17 protein-coding genes are annotated in these 18203 nt (G+C 62.3%); 5 read left to right on the top strand and 12 right to left on the bottom strand.

The window, feature by feature from the left end:
- Nucleotides 1-360: 360 nt before the first annotated feature.
- From IEX85_RS17440 to IEX85_RS17415, 6 genes are all read right to left on the bottom strand, one after another.
- Nucleotides 361-1479 carry an ABC transporter ATP-binding protein gene (locus tag IEX85_RS17440; protein ID WP_188861897.1) on the bottom strand — a complete coding sequence of 373 codons (1119 nt, stop codon included), beginning with the start codon at nt 1477-1479 and terminating at the stop codon, nt 361-363.
- Nucleotides 1480-1502: 23 nt separating this feature from the next.
- Nucleotides 1503-2375 carry a carbohydrate ABC transporter permease gene (locus IEX85_RS17435; protein WP_188861896.1) on the bottom strand — a complete coding sequence of 291 codons (873 nt, stop codon included), beginning with the start codon at nt 2373-2375 and terminating at the stop codon, nt 1503-1505.
- On the bottom strand, nt 2368-3303 hold the full coding sequence (locus tag IEX85_RS17430; RefSeq protein ID WP_188861895.1) for a carbohydrate ABC transporter permease: 936 nt from the start codon (nt 3301-3303) through the stop codon (nt 2368-2370). Before IEX85_RS17430 ends, IEX85_RS17435 begins: the two co-directional genes overlap by 8 nt.
- A gap of 53 nt (nt 3304-3356) precedes the next feature.
- Nucleotides 3357-4604: an ABC transporter substrate-binding protein gene (locus IEX85_RS17425; protein ID WP_188861894.1), complete on the bottom strand. Its 1248-nt coding sequence runs from the start codon at nt 4602-4604 to the stop codon at nt 3357-3359.
- A 207-nt stretch (nt 4605-4811) separates the two neighbouring features.
- Nucleotides 4812-6020: a tetratricopeptide repeat protein gene (locus IEX85_RS17420; protein WP_229721984.1), complete on the bottom strand. Its 1209-nt coding sequence runs from the start codon at nt 6018-6020 to the stop codon at nt 4812-4814.
- Nucleotides 6021-6112: 92 nt separating this feature from the next.
- Complete coding sequence (locus tag IEX85_RS17415; protein WP_188861893.1) at nt 6113-6655, bottom strand: CHRD domain-containing protein; 543 nt, start codon at nt 6653-6655, stop codon at nt 6113-6115.
- A 439-nt stretch (nt 6656-7094) separates the two neighbouring features.
- Here IEX85_RS17415 and IEX85_RS17410 point away from each other — a divergent pair, with 439 nt between their 5' ends.
- Complete coding sequence (locus IEX85_RS17410; protein WP_188861892.1) at nt 7095-7685, top strand: DUF2726 domain-containing protein; 591 nt, start codon at nt 7095-7097, stop codon at nt 7683-7685.
- Nucleotides 7686-8121: 436 nt separating this feature from the next.
- Here the strand turns inward: IEX85_RS17410 and IEX85_RS17405 are convergent, their stop codons facing one another.
- The 6 genes from IEX85_RS17405 to IEX85_RS17380 all read right to left on the bottom strand — a co-directional run bounded on the left by IEX85_RS17405 (nt 8122) and on the right by IEX85_RS17380 (nt 13832).
- Nucleotides 8122-8805 carry a hypothetical protein gene (locus IEX85_RS17405; protein ID WP_188861891.1) on the bottom strand — a complete coding sequence of 228 codons (684 nt, stop codon included), beginning with the start codon at nt 8803-8805 and terminating at the stop codon, nt 8122-8124.
- 325 nt (nt 8806-9130) lie between these two features.
- On the bottom strand, nt 9131-10048 hold the full coding sequence (locus IEX85_RS17400) for a pseudouridine-5'-phosphate glycosidase (protein ID WP_188861890.1): 918 nt from the start codon (nt 10046-10048) through the stop codon (nt 9131-9133).
- Nucleotides 10049-10154: 106 nt separating this feature from the next.
- On the bottom strand, nt 10155-10394 hold the full coding sequence (locus IEX85_RS17395; protein ID WP_188861889.1) for a hypothetical protein: 240 nt from the start codon (nt 10392-10394) through the stop codon (nt 10155-10157).
- Nucleotides 10395-10696: 302 nt separating this feature from the next.
- Entirely contained in the window at nt 10697-12151 is a 1455-nt protein-coding gene (locus tag IEX85_RS17390; RefSeq protein WP_188861888.1) for an ATP-binding protein, read from the bottom strand.
- 13 nt (nt 12152-12164) lie between these two features.
- Nucleotides 12165-12902 (bottom strand): response regulator, encoded by a 738-nt coding sequence (locus tag IEX85_RS17385; protein WP_188861887.1) that lies wholly within the window; start codon nt 12900-12902, stop codon nt 12165-12167.
- A gap of 69 nt (nt 12903-12971) precedes the next feature.
- Nucleotides 12972-13832 (bottom strand): MurR/RpiR family transcriptional regulator, encoded by an 861-nt coding sequence (locus tag IEX85_RS17380; protein ID WP_188861886.1) that lies wholly within the window; start codon nt 13830-13832, stop codon nt 12972-12974.
- Nucleotides 13833-14060: 228 nt separating this feature from the next.
- Between IEX85_RS17380 and zwf the strand changes: the two genes are divergently transcribed.
- From zwf to IEX85_RS17360, 4 genes are all read left to right on the top strand, one after another.
- The gene (gene zwf, locus IEX85_RS17375) at nt 14061-15530 is read left to right on the top strand and encodes a glucose-6-phosphate dehydrogenase (protein WP_188861885.1); all 1470 of its coding nucleotides are present in this window, start codon (nt 14061-14063) and stop codon (nt 15528-15530) included.
- Complete coding sequence (gene pgl / locus IEX85_RS17370) at nt 15517-16227, top strand: 6-phosphogluconolactonase (protein ID WP_188861884.1); 711 nt, start codon at nt 15517-15519, stop codon at nt 16225-16227. Before zwf ends, pgl begins: the two co-directional genes overlap by 14 nt.
- 61 nt (nt 16228-16288) lie before the next feature.
- Nucleotides 16289-16948 (top strand): bifunctional 4-hydroxy-2-oxoglutarate aldolase/2-dehydro-3-deoxy-phosphogluconate aldolase, encoded by a 660-nt coding sequence (locus tag IEX85_RS17365; protein ID WP_308425658.1) that lies wholly within the window; start codon nt 16289-16291, stop codon nt 16946-16948.
- A 250-nt stretch (nt 16949-17198) separates the two neighbouring features.
- Nucleotides 17199-18200, top strand: a complete 1002-nt coding sequence (locus IEX85_RS17360) for an ABC transporter substrate-binding protein (RefSeq protein WP_188861883.1) — start codon at nt 17199-17201, stop codon at nt 18198-18200.
- Nucleotides 18201-18203: the final 3 nt, after the last annotated feature.

Here is an 18203-nt window from a genome sequence, read left to right as displayed (position 1 = left end):
ACAAAGGCGCCCCGTTTGCCAGTGCTCAGGCCTGGCTCCGCCAGTACGATCGCCCAGAAAACCGCCATCTATCAGGGCCGCACACCCACTGCCATCCACGCCGGAAAAGCATTCGCCGCGGGGCGCGGCTACAGGTCTTGCGCGGCCCGGCTTTTGTAGGAGCTCGCTCCGCGAGCGATTACCCACGATACCGAACAGCTTCGCCCACGGAGTGGGCTCCTACAGGTCTTGCGGGGCCCGGCTTTTAGGGGGAGTTGGCTCCGCGAGCGAACGTCTTCTGTACCGCAGCTGGCATGGTCGTCGCTGGCCGCGGCCCACAATAAGCGGTATGGCACCGCCCGTCGCAGGAGCGCCCAGGATTCAGGCGCGGTCGATGCGCGCCTCGCTGTTCGGGTCGAAGAACACGGCCTTGCTCATATCGAACATCAGCGGCACCGTTTCGCCGACCGGGGTGCTGTAGCCCGGGTTGATGCGGCAGTTGAGCTCGACACCGTTGATCTCGGTCACCAGCATGGTGTCGGCGCCGGTAGGTTCGGTCACCAGCACCTTCATCGGCACCTGACGTACCAGCGGGTCCTCGGCCTTGTGCGGCACCGGATCGGTGATCATCTCCGGCCGTATGCCGAGCACCACCTCCTGGCCGGCATGACCCGAAAGCCGCTCCGGATTGGGCACCGGCAGCCAGGCCGGGTTGCCGTTGCCGTCCGTGATTTCGACGCCGAGCCCCGCGTCGCCCGCCACCAGCCGGCACGGCACGAAGTTCATCGCCGGCGAACCCATGAAGCCGGCGACGAACTGGTTGGCCGGATCGTCGTAGATCTCCTGCGGGCTGCCGAGCTGCAGCAGCTCGCCGGCGCGCATCACCGCGATGCGGTCGGCCAGGGTCATCGCCTCGATCTGGTCGTGGGTGACGTAAACGATGGTGGTGCCCAGGCGCTGGTGCAGCTTCTTGATCTCGGTGCGCATCTCGACGCGCAGCTTGGCGTCGAGGTTCGACAGGGGTTCGTCGAACAGGTAGAGCTTGGGCCGGCGCGCCAGCGCCCGGCCCATGGCGACGCGCTGGCGCTGGCCGCCGGAGAGCTGGCCCGGCTTGCGGTCGAGCAGGTGCTCGATCTGCAGCAGCGAGGCGACGCGCTGCACTTCGGCCTCGCGCTCCGGTTTCGGCACCTTGCGGATCTCGAGACCGAAGGCGATGTTCTCGCGCACCGACATGTTGGGGTACAGCGCGTAGGACTGGAACACCATGGCGATGTCGCGATCCTTGGGCGCGGCCTGGGTCACGTCGGTGTCGCCGATCAGGATACGGCCGCCAGTGACGTCTTCGAGCCCTGCGATGCTGTTCATCAGCGTCGACTTGCCGCAGCCGGACGGGCCGACCAGGATCAGGAACTCGCCCTTCTCGATGGCGATATTGATGCCTTTGAGCACCTCGGTCTGGCCGTAGGTCTTGATGACGTTGTCGATAGTCAGGTTAGCCATTTTCGTGAACCTCTTATTATTCTTCAGCCTTTGACGGCGCCGGCAGTAAGCCCGCGCACAAAGTATTTGCCCGCCAGCACGTAGACCACCAGGGTCGGCAGCGCCGCCATCAGCGCCGCGGCCATGTCGACGTTGTATTCCTTGCCGCCGAAGCTGGTGTTGACCAGGTTGTTCAGCGCCACCGTCACCGGCTGGGTATCGCCGCCGGAGAACACCACGCCGAACAGGAAGTCGTTCCAGATCTGGGTGAACTGCCAGATCACGCAGACCACGATGATCGGCGTCGACAGCGGCAGCACGATGCGGCGGAAGATAAAGAAGAACCCCGCGCCGTCGAGCCGCGCCGCCGCGATCAGCTCCTTCGGCAGGCCAACGTAGAAGTTGCGGAAGAACAGCGTGGTGAAGGCGATGCCGTAGGTGATGTGCACCGCGACCAGCCCGGTGGTGGTGTTGGCGAGGCCAAAGGTCGCCAGCATCCGCGCCATCGGCAGCAGGATCACCTGGAACGGAATGAAGCAGCCCACCAGCATGGCGCCGAACAGCAGCTCGCTGCCGCGAAAACGCCACATCGACAGCACGTAGCCATTGAGGGCGCCGATCAGCGTCGAGATCGCCACCGCCGGGATCACGATCTTGAAGGAGTTGCCGAAAAAGGGCGCGATGCCTTCGCAGGTGCTGCCGGTGCAGGCCCCGCTCCAGGCCTTGGACCAGGCGTCGAAGTTGAGGCTGCCGGGCAGCGAGAACAGGGTGCCGCTGCGGATTTCCTCGATGTCCTTGAGTGAGGTCAGCAGCATCACCCAGAGCGGCATCAGGTACACCAGCGCCGCGACCCCGAGAATGGCATAGAGACCGTAGCGCAGCAGCTGCTGGCCGAATGTCTGTTGCGACTTAACCATGTTTCTTACCCCGCAGCTCCGAGTAAAGGTAGGGAACCAGGATCGCCAGCACCCCACCGAGCATGACGATGGCGCTCGCCGCGCCGAGGCCCATCTGGCCGCGGGTGAAGGCATGCTGGTACATGAAGGTCGCCGGCAGATCCGAGGCGTAGCCGGGGCCGCCGCCGGTCAGCGCCATCACCAGGTCGAAGCTCTTGATGGCGATATGGGACAGAATCACGAAGGCGCTGAAGAACACCGGCTTCAGGCTCGGCAACACGATGCGGCGGTAGATCTTCGGCATCGAGGCGCCGTCCAGCTGGGCCGCCTTGACCATGTCCGGGTCGATGCCCCGCAGCCCGGCGAGGAACATCGCCATGACGAAACCGGACGACTGCCAGACCGCGGCGATCACCAGGCAGTAAACGACCATGTCGGGGTTCACCAGCCAGTCGAAGCTGAAGCTCTCGAAGCCCCAGTCGTGCAGCGTTTTCTCGAGTCCGAGGCCGGGGTTCAGCAGCCACTTCCAGGCGGTACCGGTAACGATGAAGGAGATCGCCATCGGGTAGAGGTAGATGGTGCGCAGCGCGCCCTCGGCGCGGATCTTCTGGTCCAGCAGAATCGCCAGCAGCACGCCGATGACCAGGCAGACCAGGATGAAGAGCACGCCGAAGATGATCAGGTTTTCGACCGCGACGCCCCAGCGCTCGTTCTCGAACAGCTTGGCGTACTGGCCGGTGCCGGTGAACTTCCACACCGGCAGGATGCGGGAATTGGTCAGCGACAGCAGCGCCGTCCAGATCATGTAGCCGTAAACGGCGACCAGGGTGATGACGACGGTCGGTGCCAGCACGATCTTCGGCAGCCAGTCGGCGAAGCGGTCCGACAGGCGGCGCGCAGCCGGCCGCGCCGCCGCGACGCTGGGCAACGAAGCAGATGGGTTGTTCATAGCGGGATACCCCAGGTGTGGGTTGCGGGCAGGCGGCGCCTGCCCGGCGCCAGTTACAGGCTTGCGTTGACCGCGCGGGCCAGCTTGTCGGCTGCCTCTTCGGCGCTCATGTCAGTGGAGTTGAAGAAGTTGGTAACGACGTCGTAGATGGCGCCCTGCACGCGGGAGACGGTCGCCATGCCGTGGGCCATGCTCGGCACCAGGCTGCCTTTCTCGGCGCTGGCGGTAAAGGCGTCCATGGAGGCGTGCGCGCAGCTGTCGAACGGCGTCCGGTCCATGCCCTGGCGGGCCGGGATGGAGCCCTTGTTGAGGTTGAAGGCTTCCTGGAACTTCGGTTCCATCGCCAGACGCGCCAGATCCTGCTGCGCTTCGACGCGGCTGTCGTCGCTCTGCTGGAACATCGCCAGGCTGTCGATATTGAAGGTGAACATATCGGCGGTACCCGGTGCCGGCGCGCAGACGTAATCGCTGCCCGCAACCTTGCCGGCGGCGGTGAATTCGCCCTTGGCCCAGTCGCCCATCACCTGCATCGCGGCCTCGCCGTTGATCACCATAGAGGTGGCGACGTTCCAGTCGCGACCGCTGGCATCGTCGTCGATCAGCTCACGCATCTGCTTGAAGGTCTTGAGCACCTTGACCATGGTCTCGCCCTTGAGCGTGGCCTCGTCGTGGTCGACGAACGCCTTGCGGTAGAACTCGGGCCCTTCGGCCAGCGCCACCGCCTCGTACAGGGTCGCGTCCTGCCAGGCCTGGCCGCCGTGGGCCAACGGCACGAAGCCGGCCTCCCTGAGCTTGGACCCGACCTCGATCATCTGCTCCCAGGTGGTCGGGATCTCGACACCGGCCTTCTCGAACGCGGCCGGATTGGCCCAGAGCCAGTTGACGCGGTGCACGTTGATCGGCACCGCCACGTAGTGGCCGTCGTACTTCATGACATTGCTGACCACCTCCGGCAGCAGCGAATCCCATTGCCCCGCCCCGGCCACCTCGTCAAGCGGCGCCAGGAAACCGAGCTCGCCCCACTCCTGTATATCGGGTCCCTTGATCTGGGCGGCGGATGGCGGATTGCCGGAAATGGCACGGGATTTGAGCACCGTCATCGCGGACTCGCCGCCCCCGCCGGCCACGGCGAAGTCCTTCCAGGTATGCCCGGCGGCTTCCATTTCCTGTTTCAGCACGTTGATTGCGGCAGCTTCGCCACCGGAGGTCCACCAGTGCAGCACTTCGACTTCACCGGCTGTAGCGGAGGCGCAGGCCACGGACAGGGCCAGGCCCGAGAGGCAGGTCTTGAAGGTGTTCATCTTGATGCGTTTCCTTTTATTGTTATGCGCGTGCCGACTTCACGGCCGTCGTCAGTACGCAATCTAGCAAGCCCGCTGTTCCGATTGGGTAAAGTTACGCAAGGAAAAGTAACAAAGTGTAACTGTGCGGGAAGGGTGAGTGGGTAAAGCGTGAGGCGAGAATCGCCCACCCTCGATACAGTCGCATACAGAGTTGAACCGTCCCGGCTATTCGGCCAAGCCCTCCAGCGCCTTTGCCTCCAGCAGATCGATGAGCATGCGTTCAACATGGCTTCCGCCCACGCCGATACGCTGTGCGGGGGTAATCCTGCCCAGGACATGCGCAGCCTGCCGGTAATCCGACCGGGCCAGATGGCCGATAGCCGCGACCAGTTGCAGCGCCAGATCGCGGTCGTCGCTCGCGTCCCTCTCGCGAATAAGCGATTCAGAGCGGTCCAGCTCCGCCAGGTCCCCCGTCGCCGCATGGATACCCCCGACGTGCAGCGCGATAAAGGGGTGCGCCAGCATGCCCGAGAACCGGGCCACCAGGTCTGTCACCGCCGATGTCCTGGGGGCGGTATCGCCGGTTCTGAGATAGTCACGCAGCAGAAAACCGCCACAGTCCGCCAGCGTCAGAACGGGACCGCAGGTCGTGGTCTCTGGCGCGCTGTAACGCCGATACCGCTCCCAGGCTTCGTCCCGCCGACCCAACTGCCACTCCGCCAGCGCGAGGTGCCACTGCAGATGCCCATAAAGGCTGCCTCCCCGGGCCGAGGCCTGATTCGACTCAAGCCAGTTGTCGATCAGCGAGGCCGATTCCTCCGGCACGCCAAGATCGTGCAGAACATGGGCGTAACCGTGGATCGTGTAGAGGGCCTGAGGGCGCAGCTCGAGCGCCCTTTCCTGAATCGTTCTGCCGCGCGCCGGGTCGCCCGCCTCGCTCACCGCAAACCCGAGCCTCGCCAGGAAGGCCCAGTCATCCGCGAGTGTCGCTTCTGAGGCTTTGAGAATATCCAGCACCCGGGTGAGTTTCAGCGGGCCGCCATAGAAAATCAGGTAGCCGCACAGCTGGGATATAACGAGCAGGTCACCCGGGTTGCGGGCGACATACGCCTGCGTACACTGCAAACTCCCACAAGGGTCTTCCAGCAGGCCGATCAGCACATCGATATGCGCCTGCTCCCGGGACGAGGCCTGCACGGCCAACGTCCGGGCCTTTGACCTGTAGTCGTCTGACGCCGGATCGTTCGCGTCCTTCGCCAGCATAAAGCGCGCCGCCATCGCCATCGCGAATTCGGGATCCTGCTCCAGCGCATCGTCGAGACGCTCTTTTGCGCCGGTCTCCGAACCCAGCACGAGATCCAGAGCATCGAGGTAAGACTGCGCCGCCTTTGGTGACGTCGTTGTCAGCACCTTGCCGGTACGCGGGTCAATCATGCTTCGCCCTCTTTACCAGGGCCAGCCAAGCCCGCCGCGTTCCCGCACGCGGTCAGGCTAGAATTGGCGCTGAAGCCGGACCGATCGGGTTGTTATTGCGGCGTAGGACGCCCCGCCGTTGCAATCTGACCACGCACCTCGCCACTGGCGAAGTCGCCCGGCCCGGTATTGACAGGGGCCTCACCGTCATTGGTGTGGACATTGACGTAAGTACCGCCGGAGCGCATCGCAGCCACCAGCACAGAGAGGTCCTGACCTGCCAGTGGTCCGATCAGATTGCCCTCCGTAATGGTGCCTTCGGCGAGTATGCCGTCCACGGGGCCGCCACCCGGGGCAAAGGACCCGGCCACAAAGGCCACGACCGGCCCATTCATTCCGGCCGACGCAAGGTGAATATGCGCCGCGACAACATTGTCGATGTTGGCGACGATGAGTTTGTAATCGAGCACCGTCCCGTCGCCGCCGAGCTTGAAGACGGCCTGGCCGGTCGCAAAGGTATCGACCGGTGGAACCTCGTTGGCGCCATCGAGGTGCGCTACGAAATTGCCGGCATCAGGCGGTTGGGCCAGGGAAACCCCGGAGAAGACGTGCAGCAGGACTGCGGTCAGCATACCCGCAAAGAGCTTAGGATTCATGGCAATCTCCTTCATGAGACAGGACCCGGGCTGCCAACTGTTTTTCCGATACAACACCAGGAAATAAAGCGGCTCATACGCCCTGTAAGGTGTTTTGGGCTACCAGATGTATTGAATGGCGACTCCCTGCACGAACGCCCCCTTCCATGACTTCCTAAGCGTGGGACAGCTTGGCGTAATTCGCCACTGGAAACCGTGCAGGCACCTGCCCCAACAGGCGAAAGGTGCTCTGAGCCCCAGGTTGAACCGAGCGAAGCAACCGCCATGGATGGCGGTAAGCCCTGCAATGCAGGAGCAATTGCAAGCGAACAGCAGCGCTCTAACATCAGGTTGCTGACATATTGCCTTTTAAAATGGCCAGGTGCAGACTGCGTTGTCCGCGTCATTCAGGCAGTGGACGCCCTAATGCCAGAGAAATCGGCGATTCGAGGGATCGACCATGGATGCTTTCCTGCTGATTGCGATCGCAGTAATCGTTGTTCTGCTGTTGCTGAAAAAACACCTCAACGGCAACGATTCGGACGCTGCCTCCAAGCCGGCCTATCGGCGCAAGCCCGCGCTATTTACCCCGGCCGAACGTTCCTTCGCCGGCGTGCTCGATATGGTCCTCGACGATCGCTATCGCCTCTTCGGCAAGGTCCGCGTCGCCGACCTGATCGAGCCCCAGCCCAGCCGCGACCGCCGGCTGTGGCAAATAGCCTTCAACCGCATCAGTGCCAAGCACTTCGATTTCGTGATCTGCGACAGCTGCGACCTGGCGCCGCTTTGCGTTATCGAGTTGGATGACAGCAGCCATCAGAAAAGCAAACGACAGCAGCGCGACGAGCTGCTGGAACGAATCTGCTCTCAGGTAGCGCTGCCGCTTGTGCGGGTGCCGGCGCGAAAAGGCTACAAGCGCGCAGAGGTCGAAGCGCTGCTGAAGCCGTTGTGGTACCTGAACTCAATACCGGAAGAGGAAGCATCCGCACTGACAATGTCACTGCGAGCCGATAGGGACGACAGAATCGGCATTGTCGAGCGCGGCCGCTGAACGAACGGCATATAACAGCTCAACCGGATAACGGGCCATAAAACCCTTATAGGTCCGCTTTGTTTTCTTCCATTCGCTTGCGGCCAGAAACCTTGTCGCGCGGTGCGTCTCCCACTGGTAACCGGAGACACCAGGCCCCTTCGCAGGCAACCGCTCCGTGTGACGAACCCCTGGTGGTTTCACCATAGATACAAGCATTCGCTCGCGGAGCGAGCTCCTACGCGCAGCGTTGAATTCCGGTATCGCGTAGGAGCAACGCCCCGCCGCGAAAATCCGGATTCAGGACCGGGGTGCCGTATTCAGACATAGGGGACACTGAGCAGAGCGAACTGCACCGTTCAAACTCGATGTCAGCTTACGGCAGGCCGAAATCGATGAGCAGTAAATTGGTATACCGTCCCCGGATTTCCCATTGACCATCAGAAGCAGCCTCTTTTCAATCTTCCGGCACGCCAGTAAGCGTCCGAGTTGAATTTTTAGTTGATGCCTTATCCATAGCACTTCCAATTAGATTGCCTTCCCAAAAAAATAACCTTATGCCCTCTTCGAGCAATTGAGAGTTATATTTTTCAGAATTTGTAGTTTTTCCAACCAATCCATATAACTTAATCTTGTGCTTCAGCTTTAAAAAAAAGGCAATATACAAGGAAAAAACACCAAACAACATCAAGCCGAAGCCAAGCATTATTTGGCTTTTAGATATCGCGATTACACCTAATACAATAAACACTAATATAAGACTGCGAATTAGTTTTGCGCTTTCATTATAAACCTGTATGCAGCTGCCAGTGTATTCATCTTGCGCATCAACAAAAGCCTTCATAATTCGATATATACCATCTTTTATCTTTAGCTCATCTCTAACCAAAGACTTAATTGCATCTATCCTATCTCTCTCAAATTTCTTATAAAACGCCTTATCAATCGCATCTCCTAGTTGATAAGAAAATAATGCCATAAGAATAGCAATGGTATTTTTAACCAACTTCTCGGTGTTCACATCCTCTAAAAACTGGATATCAACATAATTTGCTGCCCCGTAGAATAATAAAATGAGAGGTATCCAACCTGGGAGCGCCATAACATTTTTTACTAGTTGATTTAATAAGGTATTTAGCATCAACCCAACTCCTTGTGAGTGTGTAATATTTTTCTACTATGCATACTCGCACAGCCTAAAAATATTAGAGATAAAGCAAAAGACACGCGCGTTCCTACGGGGAATGCTCGTATATGACACTAATCTAAAGCTCAGCCCTCACAGGCATGAACCGCTGCTTTGGATGCAGACAGCTCCATCCCAATACACCGCAAACTCGGATACTCCAGAAAATAACGGCAAAATAATTTTCTTCACACACCAGCAAGCGAAGAAGTCGCGAAACTGGAACCCGATCATCCATAACGCAGGGCCCACCGTTTACGACCTGTTGACTCAACACTCATCACTCAACACTCCCATATGCCACCGCAATCTGCGCCGCCAGGCGGGCGTTGTTCAGTACCAGCCGGATATTGGCCTCCAGACTGTCGCCGCCGGTCAGCTCGGCGACGCGCGCCAGCAGAAACGGCGTTGTCGCCTTGCCGTGAATGCCCTGCTCGTCCGCTTCCTGCAGGGCGTGCTCGATAGCGGCGTCGATCACCGCAGTGGGCATGGCGTGGCTTTCGGGGATCGGGTTGGCGATCACCACCCCACCCTCCAGATCCAGCGCCCACTTGAAACGCAGGGCCGCGGCGATCTGCTCGGGCGAATCGAGGCGATAGTCGACGCCGAAGCCGCTTTCCCGGGTGTAGAACGCCGGCAACCTGTCGGTGCGGTAGCCCACCACCGGTACGCCCCGGGTTTCGAGGTATTCCAGCGTCAGTCCCAGATCCAGGATCGACTTGGCGCCGGCGCAGACCACGGCGACGTTGGTTTGCGCCAGCTCCTGCAGGTCGGCGGAGATATCGAAGCTGTGCGCGGCGCCCCGGTGTACGCCGCCGATACCGCCGGTGGCGAAGATCCTTACGCCCGCCATCGCGGCCAGGATCATGGTCGCCGCGACAGTCGTGGCGCCGGTTCCGCCGGCCGCGACAATAAAGGGAATATCGCGACGGCTGACCTTCGCCACCTGGCGCCCTTCATTGCCGAGACGTTCTATCTGCGCCCGTTCGAGCCCGACCTTCAGGCGCCCGTCGAGGATGGCGATGGTTGCCGGCACCGCGCCCTCGGCCCTCACGGCGTCCTCGACAGCGATGGCCGTCTCGACATTGCGCGGATACCGCATGCCATGGGCGATGATGGTGGACTCCAGCGCCACCACGGGCCGGTCCGCCGCAAGCGCCGCTGCGACGTCCGGTGCGATATCGAGCATCGATTCCATCTTAAGGCTCCTTACCGGCAGAAAACCGCTGGCCGGCGGGCATGACTGCATTCAAGGTGCCGAAGCCCGGGCTGCGAATGCTGGGCCTGACCGGACATATTGCGCCTCAGGAAGCGGAGTCCGGTTTGATAATCAGAAGTTTGGAAGGATCACCATGGTGCAGCACCACCCTGGCGTTGCCATCGCCGGCGGAAAACTCCAGCACCTGGCCAGGTACCAGCTCGATATCCACCCGGCATCCGTCACTGCAGATCAGGCTGATCGAAAGCTCCTGCGAATGAATGTTCTCGATACTGGCCATATCGCCGGCAGGGATCGTTTCATCGAAAACGGTCGTGTTGTTCATAATGCATCTGCACCCTGTAGCGGCTGAGGGGTTGCATGGCTGCCAGCCCGGGATCAGGCGTGCGTCCGGTCAGTCTTCAGTTTGGTTCAGCGGGTAGCGCTGAGCAAGTCGGAGGCCGGTCCCGCGCCTGGACGTACGTCGCAACGGCAAACGGCGGGGCCCGGGTACTGGCCGATTCGCCCACGGAGTGGGCTCCTACATTTGGGGTGGATCCTCCCACGGAGCGGGTTCCTCCAAGAGGTTGGGTTCGATCGGCGGGCCAACCCGGGCCTGCGAGGGGGCTGCCAGCTGATCCGTGCCGCTCAGGACTGTCGCGGCAGGGTCAGGCAGGCTTCGAGCCCTCCTTCGGGCCGGTTGCGCAGCTGAAGCTCGCCGCCATGGGCGCGGGCGATATTGCGCGCGATCGAGAGGCCGAGTCCCATGCCGGCCTGGCCGCTATGCTGCGTCGACAGCCGGGTATAGGGCGTGAAGGCTTGTTCGAGCTTGTCCTCGGGTATGCCGGGGCCACTGTCGAGCACCCGGATTTCGAGGCGCTCGGGGCTGTCGTCGATGCGCACATCGGCGCCACCACCGTAGAACAGCGCGTTGTCGATCAGGTTGCCAAGACAGCGTCGCAGCGCCAGAGGCTTGCCGAGGAAAGGCGCCCGCTGCTCGCCCTCCAGCGTCACCGCCTGCCCGCCCAGTCGCGCGCTGTCGCGCAGATGACACAGCAATTGGTGCAGGTCCACCTCGACGCGGTTTTCGTGGATATCGGTATCCTTGACGCTCTGCAACGCGCCCTTCACCAGCATGTCGAGATCCTCGAGGTCGCGGCAGAATGCCTCGCGCTCGCCATCATTCTCGAGCATCTCGGCCCGCAGCCGCAGGCGTGTGATCGGGGTTTTCAGATCGTGGGAGATCGACGCGAACAGCCGCTCGCGGTCATTCAGATAGCGCTGGATGCGCAACTGCATGCCGTTGAAGGCGCGGGCGGTCGCCTCCAGTTCGCGACTGCCCGCCTCCGACAGCGGCTGCGGCTGGCCGTGACCGAAGCTTTCGGCAGCTGCGGCAAGGCGGCGCAGCGGCCGGGTCAGCGAACGCACGATCCAGACGCCGAACAGCATCATCACCGCCAGCGACACCAGCAGCGACAGCAGCCGCTCGGGCGACAGCGGTGTGCCCGTTTCGAGAAAGCCCGGATCCGGCATCAGGGTCGCCAGATACAGCCACTGCGCCTCTCCGATTGGAATCTGGATCACCAGGATCGGCGCCTGCCGGTCTCCGACCAGCAAAGCCTGCTTGCCCCAGCGATCGGGCAGGTCCGTCAGCAGAATATCGTTACGGATCACATGCAGATCGAGCGGACGGGAAAAGGCGATGCGCACCCGCTGATCGAGTCCCAGCTCCTGTCTTAGCACTTCGCGAAACTGCGCCACCACGATGCGCTTGAGAGGCGAATCCGGCAGGTCGTTGATGCCGATCTCTTCGCGGTTGAGGGTCACGAAAAACCGCGTTCCGCCCATATCGCGCAGCTGGTCGAGCACCACGTGACGGTATGCGGTGGGCAACGAGGTAAAGAACTGCACCGTCGACGCCACCCGGTACGCCATGTGGCGCGACATCTCGCGGACATTGCGCTCGTTGTCGGCTCTGAACTGCGCCAGCCAGATGGCGCTCGAAACGATCTGCGCCAGCAGCACGCCAAGCCCAAGCACCAGCAGGATCCGGCCGCTGACAGAGCGTGGCCAGCGCTGCAGGCGTCTAAAGAGCCCCTGCATTGACGGCACCCCGTCAGTGCCGCCCGGCAGCGCCGGTTTCGACCGGTGCCGCCAGCACGTATCCCTGCCCCCGCACCGTCTTGATCAGCTGCGGTGAACGGGCATCGTCTCCAAGGCGTTGCCGCAGGCGACTCACCTGCACGTCGATAAAGCGGTCCATCGGCAGATTGCCCCGGCCGCGCGTCGCTTCGGCGATACGCTCTCTGCTCAGCACCTCGCCGGCGTGATCCACCAGCAGGTGAAGCAACTCGTACTCGGCGCCGGACAGGGTTACCGGGACACCATGGGGGTCGACCAGCTGACGCTGAGCCGCATCGAGTTCGAAGCCGGCAAAACGCTGGTAGCGCCCCGCCCCCGGGGCGGCCGCCTCACTGCGCTGATCGCTGCGACGCAGGATGGCGCGGATGCGCGCCAACAGTTCGCGCGGGTTGAAAGGCTTGGCCAGGTAATCGTCGGCGCCGATCTCGAGGCCGACGATGCGGTCCATCTCATCGGAGCTTGCGGTCAGCATGATCACCGGCACCTGCGAGAAGGTGCGGAGCTTGCGGCATACTTCGAAGCCATCGTCGCCCGGCAGCATAACGTCGAGCACCACCAGCGCCGCAGCGTCGCCCCCGCGAAGCGCCGTCAGCAGCTGCTCGCCGTCCTCCGCAGTGCGCACCTCGAACTGGTTGCGCTCGAGATAGCTCTGCAGCAGCGAACGGATCTCGGCGTCGTCGTCGACGACGTAAATCGGCTTGTGAGTGTTCATCTCTTATTTTTGTATCGGGTAAGAGGCAATGGAGCCCGACCGTTCGCGGTTCGGGCGCGCTTCCTACGACTATTCCTGCGGGTAGCGCGTCGGTATCAGGCTGTCCTTGATCTTCTTCAAATAGCGCTGGAAGTCGACGCCGCGGCGCAGGGTCACCCCGGTGGCGAGTACGTCGAGCAGCGTCAGCTGAATGATCCGCGAGGTCATCGGCATGTAGATGTCGGTATCTTCCTGTATCGGCACCGGCAGCAGCAGCGTGCACTCTTCCGCCAGGGGCGAACGCTCGCTGGTAAGGCCGATGACGGTGGCGCCGCTTTCCCGCGCCAGCCGGGCGATATCCACCAGCTCCCGGGTACGGCCGGTATAGGAGATCACCACCACCACATCACCGGTATTGGCGCCGGCAGCGACCATGCGCTGCATCAGCACGTCATCGTAGGCCATGACCGGAATGTTGAGGCGGAAAAACTTGTGCTGCGCATCCTGCGCCACCGGCCCGGAACCGCCCAGACCGAAGAAGGCAACCTGCTTGGCCTGACTGAGATAGTCCACGGCCCGCGAGATCAGCGCCGGCTGCAGGCTCTGGCGCGCGGTATCCAGCTCCGCGATGGTGGAGGAAAAAATCTTGTCGGTGTATTCCTCGGTACTGTCGTCCTGTTCCACGCTGCGTGAAACATAGGGCATGCCGCCGGCCAGGCTCTGCGCCAGCTGGATCTTGAAATCGGGATAGCCACGGTTGTCGAAGCTGCGACAGAAACGGTTCACCGTCGGTTCGCTGACACCGGACGCCTGGGCCAGCGCGGTAATGCTGAGTCGGGTCGCCGACTGGGGATCGCGCAAAATCACTGTCGCGACCTTGCGCTCCGACTTGTTGAGAGTCTCCAGGCGCTGGCGAATCTGCTCCAGTAGATTAACACTGTTAGTGTTCATAGCTGCCGCATCTGTATTTGTAAATTATCTACATTTCAGTTTTGCAGCCACTATAGCGCTCCGAAGCCCGGGCTGCCAGCCCGGCCACCGCGGGCCTGGAGGCCTCTCAAGCCCGGAGGCGCCTCTTAATTTATGTAAATTTTACAAACTTATGCATTGACCAAGCCGACACTGAGCGATAAGATCGCCACATATTCGTTGAATAACCAAAAAAAACAGGCCCACGCCATGTCCATAGCTGACACTTCCTGCGACATACTGTTTTTCGGCGCCCTGGGTGATCTGACCCAACGCAAACTGCTGCCGGCGCTCTATCAGCTCGAGCGCGCCAACCTGCTGAGCCCGGAAACCCGCATCATCGGTCTTGCACGCGATTCCGAGCCGACCGAGAGCCTGACCCGCAGCGAAGCCAACCTGCGCCGCTTCGTGGCCGAGGCCGAGATCGACAGCGCCGCCCTGCAGCGTTTCCTCGGCAGACTGCAGTTTCTCGATATCGACTTTGGCGTCGCCGAAGACTATCGCGCACTCAGGTCGCTGCTCGACCAGCGTCCGGGCAGCACCCGTATCTTCTATTACTCCACCGCGGCATCGATCTACGGCATGATCAGCGCGCATCTCGATGCCGCGGGCTGCATCGACGAGCACACCCGGGTCGTGCTCGAGAAACCGATCGGCCACAGCCTGGAATCGTCCCACGAGGTCAACGCCGCCGTCGCCCAGTATTACGACGAGGCGCAGATTTACCGCATCGACCACTACCTCGGCAAAGAAACCGTGCAGAACCTGATTGCACTGCGTTTCGCCAACAACCTGTTCGGCAACCAGTGGAACCAGAACCACATCTCCCACGTCGAGATCACGGTGGCGGAAAAGGTCGGCATCGAGGGGCGCTGGGACTACTTCGACAAGTACGGCCAGCTGCGCGACATGGTACAGAACCACCTGCTGCAGCTGCTCTGCCTGGTGGCGATGGACCCGCCCTCGGATCTCAGCGCCGACGCCATTCGCGACGAGAAGGTAAAGGTACTGAAGGCGCTGCGCCCGATTACCGACGACATCCGCACCAGTCACCTGATACGCGGTCAGTACAGCGCCGGCCAGATCGGTGGCGAGACGGTGCCGGGCTACCTCGAGGAACCGGACGCCAACACCAGCAGCAACACCGAGTCGTTCGTGGCCATCAAGGCCGAAATCCGCAACTGGCGCTGGGCCGGCGTGCCCTTTTACCTGCGCACCGGCAAGCGCATGCCGGAAAAGCTGTCGCAGATCACCATACATTTCCGCCAGCAGCCGCACTACATCTTCGACCCGGAGCAGCGCAAGCTGGCCGAGAACCAGCTCACCATCAAGCTGCAGCCCGACGAAGGGATCTCGCTGCAGATCATCACCAAGGACCAGGGGCTCGACAAGGGCATGCAGCTGCGCGCCGCGCCGCTGCAACTGAGCTTTTCCCAGGCGTTCGAGATGAGCCGGGTGCCGGATGCCTACGAACGACTGTTGCTGGAGGTCATCAAGGGCAATCAGTACCTGTTCGTGCGCCGCGACGAGATCGAGAACGCCTGGAAGTGGTGCGACCAGATCCTCGAGCACTGGCAGGACGGCGACAAGCCTCTGCCCTACGCCGCCGGCAGCTGGGGCCCGGAAGCGTCGGACGCCATGCTGGCCGCAGACGGGAGGGCGTGGCATGAGCACGACTGAACTGGTACTGCCGGCGCAGGTTCGGCTGCAGCGCTTCGACAACGCCGACCGCCTGTGCGACGCCCTCGCTGAACACCTTGCATCGCTGATCCGCACAGCCGTTGACGCGCGCAACGAGGCGGCGCTGGCGCTCTCCGGCGGGCGCACGCCGCTGCCGCTGTTCGAGCGCCTGCGTCAGCAGCCACTGCCCTGGCAGCAGGTAACGCTCACCCTGGCCGATGACCGCTGGGTCGACACCGACTCGCCCGACAGCAACGAAGGCCTGGTACGCCGGCACCTGCTGCAGGACCGGGCCGCAAGCGCGAGGTTCATCGGACTCTGGCAACCGGCTGGCAGCGCCCGCGAGGCCGAAGCGTCATGCGCAAGACGGCTTGCCGCACTGCCCGAGCAGCTCGACGTCGTGATCCTTGGCATGGGCAACGACGGCCATACCGCATCGCTGTTTCCCTGCGCGCAGGACTTAGGACGCGCACTGGGGACGTCGCAGCCCTGCTGCGCCCTGACCCCGACCAGCGCGCCGCACGAGCGCATGACGCTGAGCGCACAGCGCCTGCTGGCGAGCCGTGAGCGCATTCTTCACCTCAAGGGCGAAGACAAGCTCGAAACACTGCAGCGCGCTCTGGCCGGTGACGATATCGACGCCATGCCCATCCGGCTGTTCCTGCAACGACCACTGACCATTTACTGGAGCCCCTGAGGCTGCCAGCAGGCAACCCTCAGCAGCGACCCGCAAACGCTTCCCAGACCAGGACTCTCCCATGACACTGAAGACACTGCCCGAGCACAAAACCGCCCAGATCGACGCCATCTGCGCGCTGGCGCCGGTCATTCCGGTACTGACCTTCGACTCCGCCGCCGAGGCGCTGCCCATCGCCGAGGCTCTGGTCGAAGGCGGACTGCCGGTGCTGGAGGTCACGCTGCGCACCGAAGCGGCGCTCGACGCCATTCAGCTGCTGGCCGACAAACTGCCGGAAGCCCGCGTCGGCGCCGGCACCATCGCCAACCCGGCGCAGTACAAGGCCGCCTGCGAAGCCGGGGCGCGCTTTATCGTCACCCCCGGCTCCACCCGCGAGCTGCTCGATACCGGTATCGACAGCGACATCCCGCTGCTGCCGGGCATCCAGACCATCTCCGAGATGATGGAAGGCCTGCAGCGCGGCTACCGCCGCTTCAAGTTCTTCCCGGCCAGCATCGCCGGCGGCCCCGGCGCGCTCAAGGCCTACGCCGGCCCCTTCCCGGACGTCCGCTTCTGCCCCACCGGCGGCATTCGCCTGGAAAGCGCCGACGACTACCTCTCACTCGACAACGTCATGTGCGTCGGCGGCTCCTGGCTAACGCCGGCCGACCTCATCGCCCGGCAGGACTGGAACGCCATCCGCGACCTTGCCCGGATGACGGTCGACCGCCTGAGCGCCTGATCCGCAAACACCGCAGCAGAATGAACAGACACCGCCTTCGGGCGGTGTCGTCGTTTCAGGTCTCGATTGCGGACGGTACCCAAGCCACCGCGTATGGGCTATCCTAGCCGCGATAGGCCGGATAATTAGCAGGGACTTTATCTGCAGGGACTTTCGGGTCCGGCCCAAGGCGATTGCGGTACGGCACGGGCAACGGAATGGCCCGACCGGTAATCTCGTATTCACCGTGGCGACAGGAAGCGACCACGTTATGCACAGTACACGCCTCACCCGGCCCGCGACGCTGCTGCTCGCGCTTGGCCTGGCGACACTCGGCCTCGCCCTCGGACTGCTGAACCGGCCGGCGATACCGCTCGAAAAACTCAGCATCGCCGTTGCGCGAACACCGCTCTCCACACCGATCTTCGTCGCCGCCGACAGGGGCTACTTCCGACAGCAGGGTCTGGATGTGGAACTGCACGAGGTAATCGGCGGCAACCGCGCTTTCGATCAGCTCATCGAGGGTCGCACGGACCTTGCCACCAGCTCCGATTCGGTGATCATGTTCAACAGCTTCGAGCGACGCGACTTTACGGTGCTGGCCTCGTTCGTGACATCCGACAACGACATCAAGCTGATCGCCAGCACCGACGGACCGTTGCGCAGCGTCATCGACCTGGCCCACCATCGCATCGCCACCACGCCCGGCTCCTCGAGCGAATACTTCCTGCACAGCATTGCGCTCATGCATGACATCGACGGAAGCCGCCTCGAAACCCGCGCGATCAACCCTGAAAACATGAGCGCAAACCTGCTCGACGGCCATGTCGAGGCGCTTTCCACCTGGGAGCCCTATGCTTATCAGACAGTCAGAGCCCTTGGGGAGAAAGCCGTGGTCCTTCCGACCCGAGGCCTGCACAGCATCAACTTCAACCTGCTCGCGCTCGACAGCACAGTCACCACGCGGCGCGAAACCCTGGCGGCAGCACTGCGGGCACTCGACCAGTCCATCGACTTCATGCACCTAAACCCCGGTCAGGCGAGAAAGATCGCGCGCGACAGACTGGGGCTCGAAGCGGATTTCATCGAGTGGGTCTGGCCCGACTACAATTTTCGCCTGGGACTGCCCAACTCATTGCTGATCGCGCTCGACAGCGGCGCCCGCTGGGCCCTCAACAACGGTCATGTCAAGGCGCAGCCTCTGCCCGATTTCCGCCATTTTCTCGACGGCTCGCTGCTGCAGCAGGTCATCCCGTCCACCGGCCAGCCCTGAGGT

This window comes from Marinobacterium nitratireducens, from assembly GCF_014645375.1.
GTDB classification, from domain to species: Bacteria; Pseudomonadota; Gammaproteobacteria; order Pseudomonadales; family Balneatricaceae; genus Marinobacterium_A; species Marinobacterium_A nitratireducens.
The sequence above is the reverse complement of the archived record's forward strand: the minus strand, read 5'-3'. Positions and strand labels throughout refer to the sequence as shown.

Coding starts and splice junctions, on each gene's coding strand:
- IEX85_RS17430 (WP_188861895.1), bottom strand. CDS start 3,303: ATGAACAACCCATCTGCTTCGTTGCCCAGCGTCGCGGCGGCGCGGCCG.
- IEX85_RS17440 (WP_188861897.1), bottom strand. CDS start 1,479: ATGGCTAACCTGACTATCGACAACGTCATCAAGACCTACGGCCAGACC.
- IEX85_RS17390 (WP_188861888.1), bottom strand. CDS start 12,151: ATGCAGGGGCTCTTTAGACGCCTGCAGCGCTGGCCACGCTCTGTCAGC.
- IEX85_RS17410 (WP_188861892.1), top strand. CDS start 7,095: ATGGATGCTTTCCTGCTGATTGCGATCGCAGTAATCGTTGTTCTGCTG.
- IEX85_RS17415 (WP_188861893.1), bottom strand. CDS start 6,655: ATGAATCCTAAGCTCTTTGCGGGTATGCTGACCGCAGTCCTGCTGCAC.
- pgl (WP_188861884.1), top strand. CDS start 15,517: ATGAGCACGACTGAACTGGTACTGCCGGCGCAGGTTCGGCTGCAGCGC.
- IEX85_RS17385 (WP_188861887.1), bottom strand. CDS start 12,902: ATGAACACTCACAAGCCGATTTACGTCGTCGACGACGACGCCGAGATC.
- IEX85_RS17400 (WP_188861890.1), bottom strand. CDS start 10,048: ATGGAATCGATGCTCGATATCGCACCGGACGTCGCAGCGGCGCTTGCG.
- IEX85_RS17360 (WP_188861883.1), top strand. CDS start 17,199: ATGCACAGTACACGCCTCACCCGGCCCGCGACGCTGCTGCTCGCGCTT.
- IEX85_RS17405 (WP_188861891.1), bottom strand. CDS start 8,805: ATGCTAAATACCTTATTAAATCAACTAGTAAAAAATGTTATGGCGCTC.
- IEX85_RS17365 (WP_308425658.1), top strand. CDS start 16,289: ATGACACTGAAGACACTGCCCGAGCACAAAACCGCCCAGATCGACGCC.
- IEX85_RS17380 (WP_188861886.1), bottom strand. CDS start 13,832: ATGAACACTAACAGTGTTAATCTACTGGAGCAGATTCGCCAGCGCCTG.
- zwf (WP_188861885.1), top strand. CDS start 14,061: ATGTCCATAGCTGACACTTCCTGCGACATACTGTTTTTCGGCGCCCTG.
- IEX85_RS17420 (WP_229721984.1), bottom strand. CDS start 6,020: ATGATTGACCCGCGTACCGGCAAGGTGCTGACAACGACGTCACCAAAG.
- IEX85_RS17425 (WP_188861894.1), bottom strand. CDS start 4,604: ATGAACACCTTCAAGACCTGCCTCTCGGGCCTGGCCCTGTCCGTGGCC.
- IEX85_RS17395 (WP_188861889.1), bottom strand. CDS start 10,394: ATGAACAACACGACCGTTTTCGATGAAACGATCCCTGCCGGCGATATG.
- IEX85_RS17435 (WP_188861896.1), bottom strand. CDS start 2,375: ATGGTTAAGTCGCAACAGACATTCGGCCAGCAGCTGCTGCGCTACGGT.